Source organism: Candidatus Kaiserbacteria bacterium, from assembly GCA_016699245.1.
Taxonomy (GTDB): domain Bacteria; phylum Patescibacteriota; class Minisyncoccia; order Phycocordibacterales; family UBA918; genus Damh-18.
Genome location: CP064968.1, coordinates 504883 through 524537 on the forward strand (window position 1 = coordinate 504883; position 19655 = coordinate 524537).

At 45.3% G+C, this 19655-nt stretch carries 22 protein-coding genes and 3 tRNA genes; 15 read left to right on the plus strand and 10 right to left on the minus strand.

Going from position 1 to position 19655, the window contains the following annotated elements; genetic code table 11:
• Window positions 1-95 precede the first annotated feature (95 nt).
• The 3 genes from IPH92_02430 (at window position 96) to pyk (ending at window position 2610) form a co-directional block, all read left to right on the plus strand.
• Window positions 96-974 carry a sigma-70 family RNA polymerase sigma factor gene (locus IPH92_02430; protein ID QQR65410.1) on the plus strand — a complete coding sequence of 293 codons (879 nt, stop codon included), beginning with the start codon at window positions 96-98 and terminating at the stop codon, window positions 972-974.
• Window positions 975-1183: 209 nt separating this feature from the next.
• Window positions 1184-1840, plus strand: coding sequence for a hypothetical protein (locus IPH92_02435; GenBank protein QQR65411.1), 657 nt, complete (start codon window positions 1184-1186; stop codon window positions 1838-1840).
• Window positions 1726-2610: a pyruvate kinase gene (pyk, locus tag IPH92_02440; GenBank protein ID QQR65412.1), complete on the plus strand. Its 885-nt coding sequence runs from the start codon at window positions 1726-1728 to the stop codon at window positions 2608-2610. The genes IPH92_02435 and pyk overlap by 115 nt, the downstream gene beginning before the upstream one ends.
• Before the next feature lie 531 nt (window positions 2611-3141).
• On the opposite strand, the gene IPH92_02445 is transcribed toward pyk, so the two are convergent.
• A complete protein-coding gene (locus tag IPH92_02445) occupies window positions 3142-4926 on the minus strand; it encodes an ABC transporter ATP-binding protein (GenBank protein ID QQR65413.1) in 1785 nt (594 codons plus the stop codon).
• 87 nt (window positions 4927-5013) lie between these two features.
• Window positions 5014-5340, minus strand: a complete 327-nt coding sequence (locus IPH92_02450; protein ID QQR65414.1) for a hypothetical protein — start codon at window positions 5338-5340, stop codon at window positions 5014-5016.
• 140 nt (window positions 5341-5480) lie between these two features.
• Here IPH92_02450 and IPH92_02455 point away from each other — a divergent pair, with 140 nt between their 5' ends.
• The gene (locus tag IPH92_02455) at window positions 5481-5939 is read left to right on the plus strand and encodes a hypothetical protein (protein ID QQR65415.1); all 459 of its coding nucleotides are present in this window, start codon (window positions 5481-5483) and stop codon (window positions 5937-5939) included.
• A 10-nt stretch (window positions 5940-5949) separates the two neighbouring features.
• Window positions 5950-6117, plus strand: coding sequence for a hypothetical protein (locus tag IPH92_02460; GenBank protein QQR65416.1), 168 nt, complete (start codon window positions 5950-5952; stop codon window positions 6115-6117).
• 31 nt (window positions 6118-6148) lie between these two features.
• Here the strand turns inward: IPH92_02460 and IPH92_02465 are convergent, their stop codons facing one another.
• The gene (locus tag IPH92_02465) at window positions 6149-6400 is read right to left on the minus strand and encodes a TraR/DksA C4-type zinc finger protein (GenBank protein QQR65417.1); all 252 of its coding nucleotides are present in this window, start codon (window positions 6398-6400) and stop codon (window positions 6149-6151) included.
• A 376-nt stretch (window positions 6401-6776) separates the two neighbouring features.
• Here IPH92_02465 and IPH92_02470 point away from each other — a divergent pair.
• From IPH92_02470 to IPH92_02515, 10 genes are all read left to right on the plus strand, one after another.
• Window positions 6777-6849, plus strand: a tRNA-Val gene (locus IPH92_02470).
• 404 nt (window positions 6850-7253) lie between these two features.
• Complete coding sequence (locus tag IPH92_02475) at window positions 7254-7538, plus strand: CopG family transcriptional regulator (protein QQR65418.1); 285 nt, start codon at window positions 7254-7256, stop codon at window positions 7536-7538.
• Entirely contained in the window at window positions 7535-7819 is a 285-nt protein-coding gene (locus tag IPH92_02480) for a type II toxin-antitoxin system RelE/ParE family toxin (GenBank protein ID QQR65419.1), read from the plus strand. The genes IPH92_02475 and IPH92_02480 overlap by 4 nt, the downstream gene beginning before the upstream one ends.
• A gap of 185 nt (window positions 7820-8004) precedes the next feature.
• Window positions 8005-8556: a TVP38/TMEM64 family protein gene (locus IPH92_02485; GenBank protein QQR65420.1), complete on the plus strand. Its 552-nt coding sequence runs from the start codon at window positions 8005-8007 to the stop codon at window positions 8554-8556.
• Window positions 8557-8622: 66 nt separating this feature from the next.
• Window positions 8623-9789, plus strand: coding sequence for a tRNA (adenosine(37)-N6)-threonylcarbamoyltransferase complex transferase subunit TsaD (tsaD, locus tag IPH92_02490; GenBank protein ID QQR65421.1), 1167 nt, complete (start codon window positions 8623-8625; stop codon window positions 9787-9789).
• 71 nt (window positions 9790-9860) lie between these two features.
• Complete coding sequence (locus tag IPH92_02495) at window positions 9861-12110, plus strand: valine--tRNA ligase (GenBank protein ID QQR65422.1); 2250 nt, start codon at window positions 9861-9863, stop codon at window positions 12108-12110.
• A gap of 89 nt (window positions 12111-12199) precedes the next feature.
• Window positions 12200-12895 (plus strand): PrsW family intramembrane metalloprotease, encoded by a 696-nt coding sequence (locus IPH92_02500; GenBank protein ID QQR65423.1) that lies wholly within the window; start codon window positions 12200-12202, stop codon window positions 12893-12895.
• Entirely contained in the window at window positions 12892-13395 is a 504-nt protein-coding gene (locus IPH92_02505; protein QQR65424.1) for an Hsp20/alpha crystallin family protein, read from the plus strand. Before IPH92_02500 ends, IPH92_02505 begins: the two co-directional genes overlap by 4 nt.
• 82 nt (window positions 13396-13477) lie before the next feature.
• On the plus strand, window positions 13478-14173 hold the full coding sequence (locus IPH92_02510; GenBank protein ID QQR65425.1) for an endonuclease/exonuclease/phosphatase family protein: 696 nt from the start codon (window positions 13478-13480) through the stop codon (window positions 14171-14173).
• Window positions 14174-14287: 114 nt separating this feature from the next.
• The gene (locus IPH92_02515) at window positions 14288-14881 is read left to right on the plus strand and encodes a hypothetical protein (protein QQR65426.1); all 594 of its coding nucleotides are present in this window, start codon (window positions 14288-14290) and stop codon (window positions 14879-14881) included.
• Between the two features lie 288 nt (window positions 14882-15169).
• Here the strand turns inward: IPH92_02515 and IPH92_02520 are convergent, their stop codons facing one another.
• The 7 genes from IPH92_02520 to lepA form a co-directional block, all read right to left on the minus strand.
• A complete protein-coding gene (locus IPH92_02520) occupies window positions 15170-15520 on the minus strand; it encodes a type II toxin-antitoxin system PemK/MazF family toxin (protein ID QQR65427.1) in 351 nt (116 codons plus the stop codon).
• Between the two features lie 652 nt (window positions 15521-16172).
• A tRNA-Phe gene (locus IPH92_02525) sits at window positions 16173-16245 on the minus strand.
• 173 nt (window positions 16246-16418) lie between these two features.
• A complete protein-coding gene (locus IPH92_02530; GenBank protein ID QQR65428.1) occupies window positions 16419-16709 on the minus strand; it encodes a hypothetical protein in 291 nt (96 codons plus the stop codon).
• A gap of 56 nt (window positions 16710-16765) precedes the next feature.
• Window positions 16766-16841, minus strand: a tRNA-Arg gene (locus IPH92_02535).
• An 83-nt stretch (window positions 16842-16924) separates the two neighbouring features.
• Window positions 16925-17161 (minus strand): glutaredoxin family protein, encoded by a 237-nt coding sequence (locus IPH92_02540; GenBank protein ID QQR65429.1) that lies wholly within the window; start codon window positions 17159-17161, stop codon window positions 16925-16927.
• A gap of 46 nt (window positions 17162-17207) precedes the next feature.
• On the minus strand, window positions 17208-17609 hold the full coding sequence (locus tag IPH92_02545) for a septum formation initiator family protein (protein QQR65430.1): 402 nt from the start codon (window positions 17607-17609) through the stop codon (window positions 17208-17210).
• Between the two features lie 259 nt (window positions 17610-17868).
• Window positions 17869-19653: an elongation factor 4 gene (lepA, locus tag IPH92_02550; protein QQR65431.1), complete on the minus strand. Its 1785-nt coding sequence runs from the start codon at window positions 19651-19653 to the stop codon at window positions 17869-17871.
• Window positions 19654-19655: the final 2 nt, after the last annotated feature.

Here is a 19655-nt window from a genome sequence, read left to right on the forward strand (position 1 = left end):
GTTTAACCTTTTGCTGGAGGGCTCTGTACATGATGCACTCTATGTGCTCTACTAGTGACTAGTAGCACTTTTACAATCATTCAAGGAGCATTGCCGTGAGCAAAAAAACTAGCGAGCATGAACTCGAGCCGTATGCAGAAAGAGCATCGATTTATATATTTCAAGGAGATGCTAGAAAATTTAAACTTCTGAAACCCGCGGAGGAATATGCACTGGCAATAGAAAACCAAAATGGAAATAAAGCGGCGCGAGAGAGACTCATTCTCTGTAACCTGCGTCTCGTTGTGAACCAGGCGCGAAAGTTTAGTCGATCACCAGAGCAATTTGCTGATTTTGCACAATGTGGAAGTCTTGGATTACTCAAGGCGGTCAAGCATTTTGATCCGAAAAGAGGTATACGATTTTCGACCTATGCCTATAATTGGATAAATAGTGCCATCTTCAAGGCATTTTACAAATCATCGGCAGTGCTGATATCGCAAAGTATCTGGGCCGACATGCGTCGCATACTCAAAGCTGAATATGCACTCATGGTAGCGGAGCCTGAGAAAAATGTAACCAATCGGCGCATTGCAGAAAAACTTGGTCTTCCTGAAAAGCGCGTACGAGAACTTCGAGGAAGTTATCGTGCGTATTCAATGGATAGTGAGCATGGAGATAGAGATGAAAGTACCTTGCATGACACTATTGCGGATACAAAACAAGATGTACCAAAGTCTGTTGCGAATAGGGATCTCATTTCGAAACTACTTTCGTTAATTGACCATGCGAAGATAGCAGAAAAAAAGAAACCCTTGGTGCGAGAAGCGCTTATACGAAAGTTCGGCCTTACGAATTGTGGTATTGATGATTGTTATGAACAAACAATCACTGAGATTGCTGAAGCAATGAACATAACACCACGAGAGGTTTTGGCCTGTTTGAAACTAGGCCAGCGGGTACTCAGACAACTCGGAAAAAAACTAGTCGAATAAGACACACGACACTTCAAAAGCCCGTTCCCGTAAAGGACTGGGCTTTTTTATAATTACCCGCATCACGCTGAGGAGTAACCCAGAGAGGTTAAATCCCCCCTAGGGTTAACCTAGGGGGGATTTTATATCACCATATAACCGATACTATAATTTGCACTTTAGTGTATACTGCTCACTTAAATTATTATTACAATACTGAAATATACGTTATGAAGAAGTGTTTTAACTCAAAAACTAAAATCGTCGCGACGCTCGGGCCTAATTCCACAGACGTAAAAGTAATCGAAAAGATGATTCTTTCGGGACTTAATGTGGCACGTATCAATATGAGCCATGGTGATTATACCGAGCATGCGCTCAAGATTAAAAATGCGCGCGCCGCTGCCGCAACTCTGAAACGACCACTTGCAATTCTTCAGGACCTCTCTGGCCCGAAAATTCGCATCGGTGACTTTGCAACGGAGACGGTGACGCTCGTCCCCGGAGAAAAAATTACGCTCACCACAGAAAAATGCGTGGGGACGGTGTCTCGTGTATCACTCAACTACGCAAAACTTCCCAAGGAAGTAGAGCCCGGAATGGCGATTTTCCTCAATGATGGCAAATTAAAACTTGTGGTTGACTCATGCACCGACACCGAAATAGTAACCACTATCATTCACGGAGGCACGATTCGCGGACGACGCGGAGTGAATGTACCCGATGCAAATCTCTCTATCTCTTCTCTCACACCAAAAGACAAAAAGATCTCGTGTGGGGACTCACACAGAATCCTGACTTTGTTACTCTTTCCTTTGTGCGAAATGCAGCAGACATTCATCTGCTTCGAAAACTCATTAACAAGGACAAGAAACGACAAATCATGATTGTTGCAAAAATTGAGACGAAGTATGCTATCGAAAACTTGCAGGAAATTATCGATGCAACCGATGCAGTGATGGTAGCTCGTGGCGACCTTGCTATTGAAGTTCCTCCAGAAAAGGTACCTCTTCTCCAAAAGCGCATCATTCGTGCTGCAAACCTTGCAGGAAAGCCAGTCATTACTGCCACACAGATGCTCGACTCAATGAAGACAGAGGCAACACCTACGCGTGCTGAAGTAAGCGATATCGCAAACGCAATCCTCGATGGTACTGATGCCATCATGCTTTCTGATGAAACCGCAATCGGTGTTCATCCTGAGCGTCCTGTGGAGGTAATGTCACGAGTTGCGCGTGAAGTAGAGACAGATGCATTCTTTAGCGAACGAATGACCCAGTGGGAATTCAAAGCAAAAGAGACGTACGAGGCACTTGGAAAGTCGGTTGCAAAGACAGTTATCACCACCGATGCAAAGGCTATTGTAACCTTTAGTGAAAGTGGTCTCACAAGCCGTATGGTAGCAAGATACAAGCCGATTGTGCCAATCTTTGTACTCACACCCAACAAGGCAGCATATGCTCAGAGTCTTATATCTTTCGGATGTGAACCAGTACTTATTCATAAAGTACAGAATCTCGCTGATGCGCAAAAGGTGGCGCGTAAGGTACTCTCTGAGTACAATGTCGCGACTAAGGGGGATGTGTTTGTACTCGGCGCGGGAATTCCCTTTGGAAGTTCTGGTGCAACCAATATGATGCTCGTTGAGCGAATCTAAGTATCAAAGAACACAGACATGAAAATTCCCCCAGAAAACCTTCGGTTTTCTGGGGGAATTTAAAAAAAGCCCACGTGATGCGTGTGGGCTTTTATGTTTCCGCTGATTGTCAGTGGAATATAACGACTGCGCGACGGCCGCGCCGTCCAAAGTGCGAATGTGTACACTTGCGGCGTTCTTTCCCGACCCGATTGTTGATGTGTTCTGGATCCTTCCGGCTGAACTCGTGGTGAATACTCTTGCACGAGCAAGCGTATCCACAGCGGTGATTCACGGTTATCTTTGGTTCCGGTGTGGCCTGCTTTTGTGCAGGCTCTGCAGCCGGTGGATTGGTCTCGTGGCGCGTACCAACGAGACCAGTTTTTCCAGGAATTGCGATAAACATTTCTTTCTTCTCCTTAAGTAGTTAAACACAAATTACCCTCTATATTAGAGCACATATTCTTTAATAACACAAGTTTTTTAAGTGAAATGTGATGACCCAAGGTTAAACCTCGGGCTAGCCCGAGGTTTAACCTTGGTCTGGATATACTACTCTGTCAAAAAGCCTCCGGCTTGATGTTCCCAGAGACGGGCGTAGGTGCCTCCAGCATTTGCGAGGGTTTCGTGAGTCCCATCTTCGATAATAGCACCGTTTTCGAGGACGACAATTCTATCCATTTCGCGAAGTGTTGAAAGACGATGTGCAATCGCAATCACTGTCTTCCCTTTCATGAGTTCCTGCAGTGCCTTTTGTATTGCCACTTCGCTTTCACTATCAAGTGCACTCGTAGCCTCGTCGAGAATCAGTATTGGGGAGTTTTTTAAAATAGCCCGAGCAATCGCAATACGTTGCTTTTGCCCACCCGAGAGTTTCACCCCACGCTCACCCACCAGCGTGTCGTACCCCTCACTGATTGCTGAAATAAAGGTATGTGCCTGAGCCTTCTCTGCTGCGTTTTCTATTTCTTCTTGTGTAGCTTGGGGCTTGCCATACGCAATATTTTCGCGGATAGAACGGTGAAAGAGGAGTGGCTCCTGAGGCACAATGGCGATGTGGTTGCGGAGTGAATCCTGTGTAATCATACTGATGTTTTGTCCATCAATACTGATATTTCCTTCTTGCACTTCGTGTTGACGAAGAAGAAGTGAGACAAGAGTGGTCTTGCCGGCGCCACTTGTACCCACAAGCCCCACCCGCTCGCCCGAGCGTATGGCGAGAGAAAAATCTTTAAATACCGGTTCATTTCCATATGCAAAATGCACATGGTCGCACACTATTGCTCCTTCCCGCACAACAAGTGGCACTGCGCCTTCGGTATCGAGAATCTCGTGGGGCACGATGATATCAGTAAGTCCTTCTTCAATTTCTGCATAGCGACGAATAAAACCGTTCATACTCATACCAATAAAGACCAAGGTACTCTGCACATTCATCATGAGTGTTGCAATCATAATGAGTTCACCCGTGGTGAGTTGTGTACTTATCCAAAGCTTCACCGATATAAAAAGCATCGCAGCCTCAAAGAGCACAATAATGGCATTATTGAGCAAAAGCCCCCACTCACTGATGCGCCATTGTTTTATATTGAGACGACGCATCTCGTCGATATGCGCTTCAAAGGCGTTTTTTTCTTCATCCATCCGCACGTACTGGCGAATGGCGGCCATGTTGGAAATAGCATCCACGGCGTAGCCACGTGCTCTTGTTGCCTGTGCCGAAAACTCCACCACATGCGGGCGTCGAAGGCGCGCAAGCACGATATTGAGCGGCACGAGAATTACAATGAGTCCGATGAAGATAAAGGCGATAGTCGGACTCGAAAACCAGATAAATCCCACCGTAAAAATAAGTCCGAGAACTGAGGGGACGTAACTCCACATAAATGCCTCAAAAAGCGACTGTACCCCCTCACTCGCATGACTTATCTTGCTTGAGAGGGAGCCAGCAAATCGATCGGCAAAGTACGCGTGGCTGTGGTGCGCGAGGTACCCGAAGAGTGTCTTGTACGCAGTGGCGTTTGCGCGACTTGCCCACTCCATACCAATAAAACCACTCAAGCGCCATGAGACAAATGTGAGTGCGGTCATGAGTGGAAAAAGAATCACCACGAGCCAGATGTCGGTCTGCACTGCTTCGCCGCGCCCTATCTCGCCCGCCGTATCAATAAACATCTTGAAAATATACGGAATACTCGTACCCGCGAGTTCCGCCACAAAAATCACGAGGAGTACACCAAAAAGCCACTTCGCGTGCGCGTGCGAGACATGCTTCATGAAAGCAAACGGCCGACTCAAAGCCAGCTTCATTTCTATTTCTTTCGTTTCGGTATGCATAATTATATCTGACGTAGTATACCTGTCTTTCTTGCAAGAAAAAACCGGCGACACAGGGTGTCACCGGGATTTGAAGCGCCGTAGCGCTTAAATCAGAGATATTTCGTCAAAAACATTGCCATCGGGTTTTTGTGGAATCCACACACGTTCTGCTGGTGTATCCCCGTGCGGAACTTCGTGAATGAACACTGTCACGCCATTAACCATTGTCGAAGCGACATGATCGCGATTATGGTGGCGCGGGACAGTGCTGATGAAGTGATTGGGTATATCAATACCTCGCGTTTCACCATGCGAAAGTGGACGATTACCGACAGATGCTTCGACACGTTTTTGCACCATGTGCGAGATTGCGCCCCGAGGTACTTGTACCGCATCTGCTGCCATGAAAAAACCCTTCATTGCTTTTTTCATACTTTGTTTCTCCTATATGTACACTCTGATAAATTCAGAGACTGGCGGGATTATAACACGTGATATGAAAATGTCCACATGCATACTTAAATCCCCATCCAAATTCGATATGCTACTATTATCAACATAATTTGATACATATGCGATTTGAAGATACGAGAGCACAAAAAGAATCCGTTGAATCAGAAACACTGAGACTGGCACATGAATTTTGCGCCCTAGCACACACCACACCAGAGTCTGTCGCAGTCTTTGAACATCTTGAAGAAGATCTCGCTGATGCTGGATTTATTCTTGCTGAAAAAAATGTGGTTGCTGAAATTTTATTCAATCCCACGCTGCGTGCACGAAGCGAATCATTCACGCGCGCAATAGATCTTGTTCTCGAAGAAACTCCTATCACACTGAAAAGCAAAGAAGGTGATGCAAATATGTGCATTATGGCGTCATCTCGTGGTTTTTCAACTGCGATGCAAGAAGGCTTTTCAGGAAAAGATGTCGAGGGTATGGTAAAGGTAGTTATTTCTTTTTCACCTACACATCTCCATACCGAACATACGATATCCCCCTACTCACGACCTTTGGCGTACAAAGCCTGATACGGCACAAGTGTCGCGTTCTGGTGAAGGCACTATTCAACCCGAGGACGTACAACTCATTTCATTTCGATTCCCCATAGGTCATTTTCCCGAACGATTACTCACTGAAGAAGAGCAGGAACGTCTTGAGGATGCACGTATCAGTTTTATCGTACGACACTACACACGCACAAAATAAAACTCATGCATAAAGTCATGCATGAGTTGGGCTACTGTACTTCTATGAGTTTTGCGCAATGTGCGCAAAACGGGGTTTCCGGAATAATCTGGAGGCGCTCTTCTTGGATCGGCACCCCACAGCTCGTGCAAAGGCCATACTGACCTTCTTCGATACGCTTGAGAGCAAAATCAATTCGCGTAACATCGTAATAGGAGTGCGAAAGTGCTTGTTCGCCACCCCTTTTGAGAATACGCACCTTCGATTCACGCCGCCGAAAAAGGTTTGCCTTCTTCTGCTCCAAATACTCCTCATTCAATATTTTCCCCTTTCCATAAGGAACTATAGAGTTTTATATTATGGCCTATATTAGTATATATGTCAACACTTGTTATGTGGCTTGTTTGCTTGTTTTTGTAGCGGGCTCACGTATACTTGTAGTTACCCGCGCGGTTAGCTCAGCTGGTAGAGTGAGAAATGGGTGAGAAGCGAGTTTACGCAGCTTCGCAAGACCTTGAGCAGTCTCTGCGAAAGGTGTACAGCGACTGTAAGTCGGGGACCCATTTCGCAAGAGGTTGTCGATATTTTGACGTAAGGAAAAATATCATACAACCTGAACAGGTCCTGTTAAGGACTCACATTGAGCGCAAAGGTGAGAAAAAGATACAAATGAATAGTATGCGCGGTTAGCTCAGCTGGTAGAGCATCACATTGACATTGTGGGGGTCACAGGTTCAAGTCCTGTATCGCGCACCGAGGGAGATTAAAAATGGACCATTCATATGAATGGTCCATTTTTAATCTAGGAAGCAAAAGGCTTTGCTTCCGGACCTCGGTGCGAGCCACAGCGATGTTTTTCTTTCTCCTTGAAAGAAAAACCGCGAGGCGGGGTCGAGAGTGCTTAGTAAAATAAACACAAAGTGTTTGATTTTACTTAGCAACTCGTGACCACTGGGCGCGATACGCCGCAACTGTTGCGGATGCAACAGGAGGACGGACTTTCAATCTTCCTAGGGTTAACCTAGGGAGATTTGTAGCACAAACAAATGAGAAAATGAGACAGTAATGAACCCCACCCCAAGATAAATGGGTCTTGTGAACCGTACCCCCTTTTCTCTGACTTCCTTTTCTTCTGAAATGTAGTAGTATGTATACATATGAATCAAAAACTTTTGGAAACAAACGAAAGCAACCGTTCGGTTATTTCCGTTCATACAAAACCTGAGACGAGTAAGAGACTAGACGCCCTCTCTTTACTCACTCGTCGTTCGAAGTCGTTTCTTGCAAACGATGCTATTGAACGATATCTCGCAGAAGAGGAGGCTTTTGTAGCGTCGGTACATCGAGGTGTTGTCGATGCTGAGGCAGGACATGTATTGTCGACCACTGAGGCACGGACACAACTCCGAGCAACACTTGATACGCAGATTAAGAAGACATGAAAATCTATTGGACCAATGAGTCCCTCTCTGAAATTTCGATTATCCTTGAATACATTGCAAAAGAGAATCTATCAGCATCTGTATCTCTGGTGGACAGTATCTTTGACCGAGTTGAAGAGGTATTAGTCGATAATCCAAAAGCAGGACGACCGGGTAGAGTAGACGGGACGCGAGAACTCGTAATACACTCTTCGTATATTGTTGTATATCGTATCAATTCTCACTCCATCGAGATACTCACCGTTCGGCATACTGCACGACTTTGGCCCAACAATTTTTAAATACAGCAAAAAAATAGTAATGGGGACAGCTGTAATTAAAGCTGTCCCCTTTCTATCTAGGTTAACCCTAGAGAAAATATACCCCCACCCAAAAATCTTTTGCGGCATCTATACAACTGCGGTACATTATATCAACCATGAAACTCAAGACCCTACTCTCACTACTGGTACTTATTCTGCTATTCTTGGCTTCCACTTATTTCGCTCAAATCTATTCTGGCGAACTTGTGCTTTTGGTTGGTGAAAAAAGATTATTAGGAATAGTTGCGTATACACTTGTCGCAGTACTCACTACGGTTATTGCTCCTCTCAACAGTATCCCCCTTATGCCGATAGCGACAAACATTTGGGGACCTATCATTACGGCTCTTGCGAGTATTGTGGGTTGGCTCATTGGTGCTCTCATTGCATTTGGCATAAGTAGAAAGTACGGTCGTGGTTTAGTTGAAAAGATTTTCTCAAGGGAAAAGGTGGATGCTTTTGAAAAAAGAGTTCCACAACAAAATCTCTTTTGGTCTATTGTGTTCTTGCGGATGGCAGTGCCTGTAGACATGCTCAGTTACATACTTGGTCTTTTTAGTACTATTTCATGGACAACGTATACGTTTGCAACGCTCATCGGGATAACACCTTTTGCCTTTGTTCTCGCATATACGGGTATGCTCCCCTTCCGTTACCAGGTCATGGGGATGGCGGTAGCGCTGATTGCACTCTTTACTCTGTATAAGAGAAAATAGAACTTCCCTAGGGTTCCCCTAGGGAGATTTGTGGCATTCTTGGCAATCTTTTTGTATAGTGACTCTATGATAATTCTTAGTATTGAGACGTCGTGTGATGAAACGGCAGTGAGCATTGTGGAGGCAACGGGTGATTTCCCTCATGCCACCTATCACATACTCGGTAATGCACTTTTTTCACAAATTGATTTACATCGTGAGTACGGTGGTGTCTTCCCTGCACTTGCTAAGCGGGAGCATGCAAAGACGCTGGTACCGATGCTCATACGTGCTCTAGAAGAAGCAGGGCTTCTTGAGGCTCGCGTGCACACGCTTACCTCAGAAGAATCTGAAACACTTCAGACAATCCTCTACCGTGAGCCAGGGCTGGGTGATACCTTTACTGAATTTCTCCAATCGTATGCGGTGCCGAAAGTTGACCTCATTGCAGTCACGAGCGGCCCGGGGCTGGAGCCTGCACTCTGGGTCGGTATCAACTTTGCTCGAGCACTTTCATACGCATGGGAAATCCCCGTAGTTCCTATTAATCACATGGAGGGACACGTACTTTCCTCCATTTTCACCACAGACAGCATCCCTGCTATTCCCTTTCCTGCGCTCGCGCTCCTTATCTCAGGTGGACACACCGAACTCGTCCTTATGGAAGAATGGCTCTCGTTTAAAAAGATTGGTGAAACACGTGATGATGCAGTGGGGGAAGCATTTGATAAAGTGGCGCGTATGCTCGGACTTCCCTATCCGGGTGGGCCAGAGATTGGCGTGCATGCTGCGCGAGCGCGTGCAGAAAATCTCCCCGCATTTGCTACCCTTCCTCGCCCAATGATTGATGCTGACAATCTTGATTTTTCATTCTCTGGACTCAAGACTTCCGTACGCTACGCTATAGAGGGCAAGACGTTAAGCGAAAATGATGTCGATGCTATCGCGCGTGATTTTGAAGATGCGGTCACTGCTGTCCTCTTGAAAAAATCAGAGCGTGCGATTGATGCTCATGGTATTCACACACTCATTGTGGGGGGTGGTGTATCTGCAAACACATACATTCGCGAAACCTTCACTTCGTTTTTCAAGCATGAATATCCCGACCTCGCACTCTACTTTCCTCCAAAAAATCTTTCGACCGACAATAGTGTGATGATTGCGCTCGCTGGACATGCGCAAAGTGCACATGCACAGGCATACAGTGCGCTTGCCGACCTCAAAGCAGATGGAAATCTTTCGCTTGAGACATAGAGTCCACACGATTTCCTGAAACACATCGTACTCTTCGTAGGGGCTTATTTTCGTGGTATTATCACGCTACTATGAGTGAACAAGAAAAAGACACGCAGCAAACTGCGCACATTCCCGAGATTTTTTTACAGCCCTATAATGCCCAAGAGCATGAGGAGAAGACCTATGCATTCTGGGAAGAATCTGGGTATTTTAATCCCGACACCTGCATCAAAGATGGAATTGCTGATGAAACAAAAGAGGCTTTTTCTATCGTCCTCCCTCCGCCAAATGTAACCGGCACACTTCACATGGGGCATGCCGCTATGCTCGCTATCGAGGACATTCTCGTGCGATACAATCGTATGCAAGGGAAACCAACACTCTGGCTCCCCGGTACCGACTCCGCTGCTATTGCGACGCAGTCAAAGGTGGAGAAAATGATATACAAGGAAGAAGGCAAAAGTCGTTACGACTTAGGACGTGATGAACTCCTGCGCCGTATATATGCATTTGCCGAAGAAAGCAAAAACACCATAATCAATCAGACGAAGCACATGGGTTCCTCACTCGATTGGAGTCGCTACGCATTCACTCTCGATGATGCGCGGTATAAAGCAGTTACAACTGCATTCAAGCGCATGTATGATGCGGGACTTATTTATCGCGGTGCGCGTATTGTGAACTGGGACCCAAAGGGTCAGACCACTATTTCTGATGATGAGATTGTATACGAGGAGCGCACAACAACGATGTACACGTTTACATACAGCAAGGACTTCCCTATTCCTATCTCAACTACACGCCCCGAAACCAAAGTAGGTGACACTGCTGTTGCTGTACATCCTGATGATGAGCGGTACAAAGCATACGTGGGCAAGGAGTATGATGTGGTCTTTTGTGATGTACCACTCCATATCACCGTGGTTGCTGATGAGCATGTTGAAAAAGACTTTGGGACCGGTGCACTCGGTGTTACCCCTGCACACAGCCAAGTGGACTGGGAGATTGCAGACCGTCATAATCTTGCGCGCCCACAAGTAATCAATGAGTATGCAAAAATGACGGTAGACGGCCGCCTTAACGGTATGAAGGTCGGTGAGGCACGTGAGAGTGTTGTTGCATTTCTTCGTGAGGAAGGACTTCTTCAAAAGGAAGAAGTCATTTCGCAAAACGTCTCCACCGCAGAGCGCACGGGCGCAATCATTGAGCCGCTTCCGAAATTGCAATGGTGGATTGATGTGAACAAGGAATTCACCATGGGGCACTCAGAAATTCCTGGAATTACAGAAGGCGACACGGTCACTCTCAAAACCCTTATGCATACCGCTGTGGCCGGTGGTGGTATTACTCTTTTTCCTGACCGTTTTGAACGTGTATACGACAACTGGATTAATAATCTTCGCGACTGGTGTATTTCCCGCCAAATCTGGTATGGCCATCGTATTCCTGTGTGGTATAAAGGTGCCCTGGGGCAGGGCATCGATACAAATGGTGGAGAAATATACTGTGGTATTACTGCGCCAGAAGGCGAAGGCTGGGAGCAAGATCCCGACACACTCGACACCTGGTTCTCTTCAGGTCTTTGGACATTCTCGACACTCGGCTGGCCTAATGAAACCGCCGACATGAAGCGATACCATCCCACCACACTGCTCGAGACAGGGTACGATATCCTCTTCTTTTGGGTAGCGCGTATGGTGCTCCTGAGCACATTCCACCTCGGGCAAGTGCCCTTTAAACATGTGTACCTTCACGGCCTTGTACGTGATGCAAAGGGGAAGAAAATGTCGAAATCACTCGGCAATGTAATAGACCCTCTCGATATGATAGAAAAGTATGGTGCTGATGCCACACGTCTTTCACTCATCATTGGTGCCGCACCCGGAAACGATGTACCACTTGCTGAAGACAAGGTGCGTGGATACAAGCACTTTGCAAACAAAGTCTGGAACATCAGTCGTTTCATCCTTACCAACATCGCTGATGCGGACTTGAGTTTCTCCCCCACTCTTTCACCACGTGACACCGAGATACTTACCGGACTCCATACTGCAGTTGCAGAAATAACTACCGATATTGAAAAATACCATCTCTACCTCGCGGCGGAAAAAGCTTATCACTACGTCTGGCACGAACTTGCAGACGTCATACTCGAAGAATCAAAACCAATATTGAATGGGGAGGATACTGGTGCTCGTGCTGCGCGCCAATACGTGCTTCGTGAATGTCTCATTACCTCCCTCAAGATTCTTCATCCCTTCATGCCGTTTGTAACCGAAACAATTTGGCAACATCTTCCAGATAGCATACGCGGAGATGAGCGCAAGAGGGCTGTGTGATGAATGGACAAGCCCAAATGGTAAAAAGGAAATTCTCCTTCCCAGCACCACTGCGGGGATTTCTTAATCTAAGATGGTACAATAGTCAAATGGGTTCGCTCAACTTTGCCATCGCCTTTCTTGCAGGACTTATTCCTGCACTTTTTTGGCTGTGGTTTTGGCTCCGTGAAGATAGGGCACATCCCGAGCCAAAGGCACTTCTCGCCACATCATTCGTCGCCGGAATGCTCATCGTACCGCTCGTGCTTCCCCTTCAGCAATTCGCCATGGAGCGCTTCGACGGCGACAACCTGATTTTTGTATGGGTAATTATTGAAGAAGTATTAAAGTACTCTGCGGCACTCATTGTGGTGCTCTGGAACAAAGCAGTCGACGAACCCATCGACGCAATCATCTACATGCTCACGATTGCACTCGGTTTTTCTGCACTCGAAAACGCCTTTTTCATTTTTAATCCACTCCAAGATGGTGAATTTGCCAACTCATTCATTACCGGCAATTTCCGTTTCCTTGGTGCCACACTTCTTCATGTACTTGCCTCAAGTACGGTAGGTGTCGCGATGGCACTTTCATACTATGCACGTAGTTGGGTAAAGGTACTCGTTGCTACCTTTGGTTTATTCCTTGCTGTCATATTGCATGCACTCTTTAATTTCTCTATAATGGATGCAAGCGGTGGTACCGTCCTCGTTGTCTTTATGTTTGTCTGGATGGGTATTGTCGTCCTCTTTATTCTCTTTGAAAAAGTGAAGTTACTAGAAAAAAAGCATCGTCGCATAATATGAAAAAACCATCATTTCTCGAACGTATTACTGGCTCAATTAAACTCGATGCATCGTCTGATGATGGATTTGGAGAGGCACAAAATTTTGAAAAGGCCGATGTCCCTGAAGATGACACCATAGACCAAGAAACCTGGCGTCAACAAGACGAGGAGGAACAAGATGGTGAACTTCCTATTGATATGTATCAAACACGAGATACCGTAGTGATTCGAGCTCTTGTAGCGGGTGTAAGCCCTGAAGATCTCAATATCTCTATCACCCGCGATATGGTAACTCTCAAGGGTCTTCGTGAAGAAGTACAGGAAGCACCTGACGAAGACTACTACCATCGAGAACTCTTCTGGGGCTCCTTCTCACGTTCTATCGTCCTTCCTGAGGAAATTGTCATTGATGAAGCAGAAGCGCGCGAGAAACATGGCCTTCTTGAAATTATTTTACCAAAGCTGGACAAAGGTCGCAGTGCTCGACTTACCGTAAAGAGCCATCACCTCGTGAAGTAATTTATCAGACATGCAATCCCCCAGACGCCTACGGCGTCTGGGGGATTTTTAGACTCATCCTGATATGTTACACTTTTTGTCTATGAAAATACTTTGTCTGAATACGTGGTATGGGGGAAAACTAAAAAATGAGATTACCCAATTTTTTCATTCACACGCACGCTCCGTTGATATTTTTTGTCTACAAGAAACAGTTGACGCATTTGATACTATCGTCGAACCTTTTCTTGATTCATATACACGTATTCAGCATGCAAAATCAATATCAGAGCAAGAAAGTTATACTCTTTCAATATTAATACGCAAAGATATTAAGATTCATGAACACGGGACGATACTTTCTGCTATACCAAAGACAGGACTTGATCAGTGGGTCATAGTCGAACGAGGTAACGAAAAATACTGGATTTGTAATTTTCATGGTATTGCGTATCCAGGCGAAAAAGAAGATAATCCCGAACGTCTATTTGCATCGAGGGCACTCATTGAGAAAGGTGCGCACTATACTCTTCCCCGTATTATTATGGGAGACTTTAATCTTCTTCCAACCACAGAAAGTATTACCATGTTTGATAGCGAAGGATACCGTGACCTTATCAAAGAGTATGAGATCAAGACGACACGGAATGAACATACGTGGAACCGGTATCCAGAAAAAAAGTTATTGCACTCTGATTATGCGTTTGTGAAGGGTGATGTGCGTGTAGAAGCATTTTCGGTTCTCCCTGATATTGTTTCGGATCATCAGCCACTCATGCTCGACGTGAGTGTCGTGTAACATATCGGTGAACGAAACTACCCCACAGGACCTTTGATGAGTATACGCGCACCAATTTCTGTTTTATAATATGTATGTCGTTATTATGTTATCAACATATGGAGGTAATTTTTTATGAATGAAATACCAGAACAACAGGCTCCAGAAAACTCACAGACAGAAGGCAAAAAGCAGGATTATACAAAATGGATTATTATAGGTGTTGTTGGACTTGTATTTATCTATGGTGCACAATCACTCTTCTCTCCTGAGCGTGCTATCGAGCGAGCTATTGAGGGGGCTTCGGGAGGTGACGTTGATATTAATATCGACGATATCGAAGATAATAGGAGTATGCGTGTTACCGGTGACGATGGTGGAGAATATAACATCTCTACAGGAAATGATGTTTCTCTTCCAGATAACTGGCCAAGTTCTGTATCTATCCCCTCAAGTGCACGTCTCAGCTACGCTGGTTCTATGAATGCGGGTGACGCAGAATCAGTCGGTCTCTCTGCAGTCTATACCACAAAGGAATCTACTACTGAGGTTGCCAAATATTTCAAATCAACACTTGAGACAGCGGGTTGGGAAATTCAAGGGACAATGGCAACTGGTGATGGATCAATGATTACCGCAACAAAGGGTGAGGAAGAAAATGTTGCTGTTTATATTGGAAGTACTGAAGATGAGACGACGGTTACCGTGAGCGTTCAAATGCCGAAGTAAAGAACCCCACCCCAGAGGGGATGGGGCATTTGCACCCGTCAGTGCTGGGGTGGGACCGGGGGTTCTTTGCTAGCTGAGGATTCGGCTCCGCCGAAACTATATATTTGTCCATTCATCCACGGGGTCGAACCCCGTGGCATTCTGGACGAACTAGTAAAGAACCCCACTCCATGAATCGCGCCCAAAAAAAGTGGACAGCCATTGTTATTATTCTAAAATATGGTACTATATATACATTAGGGCTTCGGCCTCCGAGATACCCCGCAGCAATGCGGGGTATCGATGTATTTAGACAAACTGACTAAAGGATTCTTTAATTTTTGCAAAATCAACTTCTCCAATTACTGCAATTTTGCGAATAAGTCTTTTACTACTAATCACTCGTGCTTGTGTTAGTTTTACATACACTGTTTTTATATACATCTTTTTTGTTTTTGAATCTTGTGTCTCAACTTCTAGTGCGAAATGAAATTTATCTGAGCGTGCTTTGCTTGTGGTAGGCAGAACAAGCATAGTCTCTTTGTTGTAAACACGCATAATAATAACAGGGCGTTCAAAACTCTCGTTCTTTCCATCAATTTCTGCTCCAACATTTACACCAAGAGAACACCACCACACTTCACGTGGATATCCATACACCTCTTTTTCTTCAATATCAACTTTTTTTTAAGGTGTTCCACTTATCAAAATTTTTAGTATACTCACCATTCATGTTTTTATTATACCACCGCAGTAATCAATGAGATTATTTTGAGAACTTGGCGACTTCAAATGATTTGGTAGAGGTGAGGGGCGGGCTTGGCGCAACTCACATCAGTATTTTTGTTCGCTTCACTCCAAAAATACTAAGCCTAAAACAGTACCCCATACTGTTTTAGCTACCCTGACTCACTCGTGGCAGAGCCACATAGTTCCGTCTTTCAAATCATACTGATTCTGTTCAAGTTGCGCCACAAGAGCACTTCCATTTTCTAAAACGCAAGCGTTAAGAAAATTTGGTCGTATAAATTTTATTTAAAATTTCGACAACTTTCTGAAATAGTTTCCCAAACTATTTCAGCCCGCACGCACGATGCCTATGCATCGTGCTCCCTCCGGGGCGGGCTTGGCGTCCGCTAGTAATTCGCTGACGCTCATAACTAGCACCTGCCCGCGGTTTGCTGCTTCGTCGCTTTAGGAAAAGCGACTCATATCGCAAACCGTTCAAGCCCGCACGTAACGTGCCTATGCACGTTACTCCCTCAGCACAGCACATACAAAAAGTCCCCGGAGGGACTTTTTGTATGTGCTGTGCTGAGGGGCGGGCTTGAACCGCCGACCCTTTGTTCTTCAGACAAATGCTCTACCAACTGAGCTACCTCAGCGAATGAGGAACCAAGCGCAAAAATTTACTTTTGCATTTGTGTTCCGAATGCAGCTGCGGGAAGCTATGCTTACCTCAGCGAATGCAGATAGTACTCGAAGATTCCTCAACCCCCAGCAAAATCTGCTCACTGATAGTAGCATATTATATAAATCAGTACAGCGCGTTCTTATTTTACTGAGGGAGGAGGTTTTCTAAGCCTTTGAGCCCAGGTATTTCTCCGATACCCTGCCTGAACAAATCGTAATCTGATCCAAATGCTTCAAAATACGGCTGCAGAACATAGAAGTATAAGGCGAATGGAAGCCCAATAAGCACCGCATACCACACAACACGTAACCAAAGACCAATCATGTCGTTTCGATACATCTTCTTGAGGAGAATGTTGTTTTGCTTCGTGAGTTCAGCATTCTCACGGAGAAGAGTCAGTATCTCAGTATGTGTGTCTATTTCCTTTTCATTCATATATGCATTATAGCAGATGACACATAGTCAAAATGGGATATGTGGTTACAACGCTGTGGTGCCTCCACCCGGAATCGAACCAGGATTTTTTCCTTAGGACGGAATTGTTCTGATCCATTGAACTATGGAGGCTTGTTTCCTAATCTATAGGAATTTGTACTGTAACATAAAAACCTCAGTGTCCGAAGGATACCGAGGTTTTTATAGTGGAATACTTATATCCCGAGCAATTCCTTCACCTTTGCTTCGTCGAAACCAACGATGACATCGTCACCAATGCGAATGACGGGGACTCCCATTTGACCAGTCATATCGACCATCTCCTTTCGCTTTTCAAGATCTGTTGCAACATTGTGCTCCTCAAAGGGAATATTATTGGCAGTGAAAAAATCTTTGGCCGAGTGACAAAAATGACACGTTGGTGTGCTGTAAATGATTACGTTTTTATCCATATGAATAGTTTATATTACTAACTACGTACGAGCAGTATATACTAAATTACCAAAATTTGAACTGTGCAAAAAATGAATCGCTCTCATTCTTAGGTATTTCATTACCGAGTGGAAGTATCTCCCGTTTTTCCTCAGCACTCTCTGGTTCGTCTACCAAAATAATCACCTGTTCCCCTTCTTTTACCACATCAAAACGATTGCGCAATTCTTCTTCGATTCCCCGCTCATCGCGCAGATACTCTACCTTAGACTCAAGTACCGTAGCGCGCTCTTCGAGTTCATGAAGTTCATCCTCACGTATATTGAGTTTGTGTTTCATCTCTTCTGCCACAATGTAGCGATTATAGACTGAAAACGAAAGTACAATAGTAATAAAGGCTAAAAATGCCACCATGGGCTTCGAGTACACAATACTTCGTATTTTGCGCTTTTCATGAAAATCGAACATGTGGTATTATTGTACCATTCTCGCTTTAGATTTCCTCAAAAGTTCTTAAAATTTTGAGAACTTGGTGGAGATAGATTAATCGAATATGGTACTACCACTATGAGTTTCTTATTTCACAAAAAGACAAAGACGGCTATTAAATGGGTTTGGTCTGTCATCGCGATTATTATTGCTTTAAGTATGATTTTTGCATATTCGGCCGGAAGTGGTTTTTAGTTTTAGAGAAAATCCCCTGCAGCCTTTGGCTGCAGGGGATTTTTTATTCCGCCTTAATAATTTTCATAAAGACGTCTGGGGGAATGTTCACTTTCGCATGCGCAAGCATGCGTTTCTTTCCCCGTTTTTGCTTTTCACGAAGTTTCATCTTGCGGGTAATGTCCCCACCATACAGATAGCCTGTCACATCCTTTTTCATTGCAGAAAGAGTGCGTGATGAAATAATACGTCCCATCGCCTTTGCTTGAATTTTTGTCACAAAAAGCTGTCGCGGGAGTGTGTGATAGAGTTTCTCCACAATTGCTTTTGCGTCTATTTCTGCGCGACGCGTTCCTACCACCCGTGAAAAGGCTGGTACAATCTCCTCTGCAATAAGTACATCAAGACGCGTCACATCCGCAGAGCGCATCTCTGCGATTTCATACGAGAGTGATGCGTACCCACTCGTGGCATTTTTCAGTCGGTCAAAGAAATTGCGCATGAGTTCACGAAGTGGCATCTCAACGGTAAGCAAATTACGTCCGTCCCCAAAAACTTCAGTTTCCAAAACACTTGCCTCGTGGTCATAGAGAAGTGTCATCATAGCGCCCAGGTATGCCGGGGGCAAAATAATCTGTGCAAGAATCCATGGCTCTCGTATCTCAACCTTTGTTCCAAAATCGGGAAAACGGGAGGCTGCATATACTTCCTCCATGCGTCCATCGGGATACGTTATTTCATACACAATCGACGGTGAGGTGATGGTAATCTCGATAGCAAACTCGCGTCGCAGACGCTCGGTCACTATCTCCAAGTGAAGCATCCCCAGAAAGCCACAGCGAAAACCACGCCCTAGGAGACCTGAGGATTCCTCTTCATACGAAAGTGAGGAATCAGACATCTTGAGACGGTCGAGTGCTTGTTTTAGAATGGTAAAATCATCCTGACTCTCAGGAAACACTGATGCCCATACGACAGGGGGTACCGACTGATACCCCACCAAAGGCTCTCTACTCCCCTTCTCAAGGGCGAGTGTATCACCCACTGATGCGACACCAGGTTCCTTAATCCCCGTCACAATATACCCAATTTCACCCGCATTGAGTTCTTCTACCGGAGTTTCTTGTGGAGACTGGACACCCACTTCAAGCACGTTAAATACCCGCCCCGCAGCAATGAAACGGAGTGAATCACCTTTTCGCACTTTACCATCGAAGACACGAAAATACACAATAATTCCTCGATGGTTTGAGTAGTGAAAGTCAAACACAAGACCACGGAAGGAATCGTTGGATGCTTCTTTTGGAGGAGGGATACGCTCACAAATACCATCAAGTAACTCCTTTACATTCTCCCCCGTCTTCCCTGATACATACTGAATTTCCTCGGGACTACACCCCAAGAGCGTCACAACCTCATTCATCACTTCTTCACGGCGCGAGTGTGGGACATCAATTTTTGTGAGGACGGGAATAATGGTAAGCCCCTGCTCGCGGGCCATACTGAGCACGGAGAGCGTCTGTGCCTGTACTCCCTGTGTACTATCTACCAAAAGAAGTACACCTTCTACCGCCTTGAGTGCCCGCGATACTTCATAGGAAAAGTCTATATGTCCAGGGGTGTCGATGAGATTAAGTTCATACACATCACCATTAAAAGTATGCTCCATGCGTACCGGCTGCATTTTAATAGTGATACCACGCTCGCGCTCAAGATCCATCGAGTCTAAGACTTGTTCTTTCATTTTACGAGCTTCAACCGTATGCGTGATTTCAAGCATACGATCAGCCAACGTTGACTTGCCGTGGTCAATGTGGGCGATAATAGAAAAATTTCGTATATGCTTCATAG

Coding starts and splice junctions, on each gene's coding strand:
- IPH92_02435 (QQR65411.1), top strand. CDS start 1,184: ATGAAGAAGTGTTTTAACTCAAAAACTAAAATCGTCGCGACGCTCGGG.
- IPH92_02445 (QQR65413.1), bottom strand. CDS start 4,926: ATGCATACCGAAACGAAAGAAATAGAAATGAAGCTGGCTTTGAGTCGG.
- IPH92_02450 (QQR65414.1), bottom strand. CDS start 5,340: ATGAAAAAAGCAATGAAGGGTTTTTTCATGGCAGCAGATGCGGTACAA.
- IPH92_02455 (QQR65415.1), top strand. CDS start 5,481: ATGCGATTTGAAGATACGAGAGCACAAAAAGAATCCGTTGAATCAGAA.
- IPH92_02475 (QQR65418.1), top strand. CDS start 7,254: ATGAATCAAAAACTTTTGGAAACAAACGAAAGCAACCGTTCGGTTATT.
- IPH92_02480 (QQR65419.1), top strand. CDS start 7,535: ATGAAAATCTATTGGACCAATGAGTCCCTCTCTGAAATTTCGATTATC.
- tsaD (QQR65421.1), top strand. CDS start 8,623: ATGATAATTCTTAGTATTGAGACGTCGTGTGATGAAACGGCAGTGAGC.
- IPH92_02495 (QQR65422.1), top strand. CDS start 9,861: ATGAGTGAACAAGAAAAAGACACGCAGCAAACTGCGCACATTCCCGAG.
- IPH92_02500 (QQR65423.1), top strand. CDS start 12,200: ATGGGTTCGCTCAACTTTGCCATCGCCTTTCTTGCAGGACTTATTCCT.
- IPH92_02505 (QQR65424.1), top strand. CDS start 12,892: ATGAAAAAACCATCATTTCTCGAACGTATTACTGGCTCAATTAAACTC.
- IPH92_02510 (QQR65425.1), top strand. CDS start 13,478: ATGAAAATACTTTGTCTGAATACGTGGTATGGGGGAAAACTAAAAAAT.
- IPH92_02515 (QQR65426.1), top strand. CDS start 14,288: ATGAATGAAATACCAGAACAACAGGCTCCAGAAAACTCACAGACAGAA.
- IPH92_02530 (QQR65428.1), bottom strand. CDS start 16,709: ATGAATGAAAAGGAAATAGACACACATACTGAGATACTGACTCTTCTC.
- IPH92_02540 (QQR65429.1), bottom strand. CDS start 17,161: ATGGATAAAAACGTAATCATTTACAGCACACCAACGTGTCATTTTTGT.
- IPH92_02545 (QQR65430.1), bottom strand. CDS start 17,609: ATGTTCGATTTTCATGAAAAGCGCAAAATACGAAGTATTGTGTACTCG.
- lepA (QQR65431.1), bottom strand. CDS start 19,653: ATGAAGCATATACGAAATTTTTCTATTATCGCCCACATTGACCACGGC.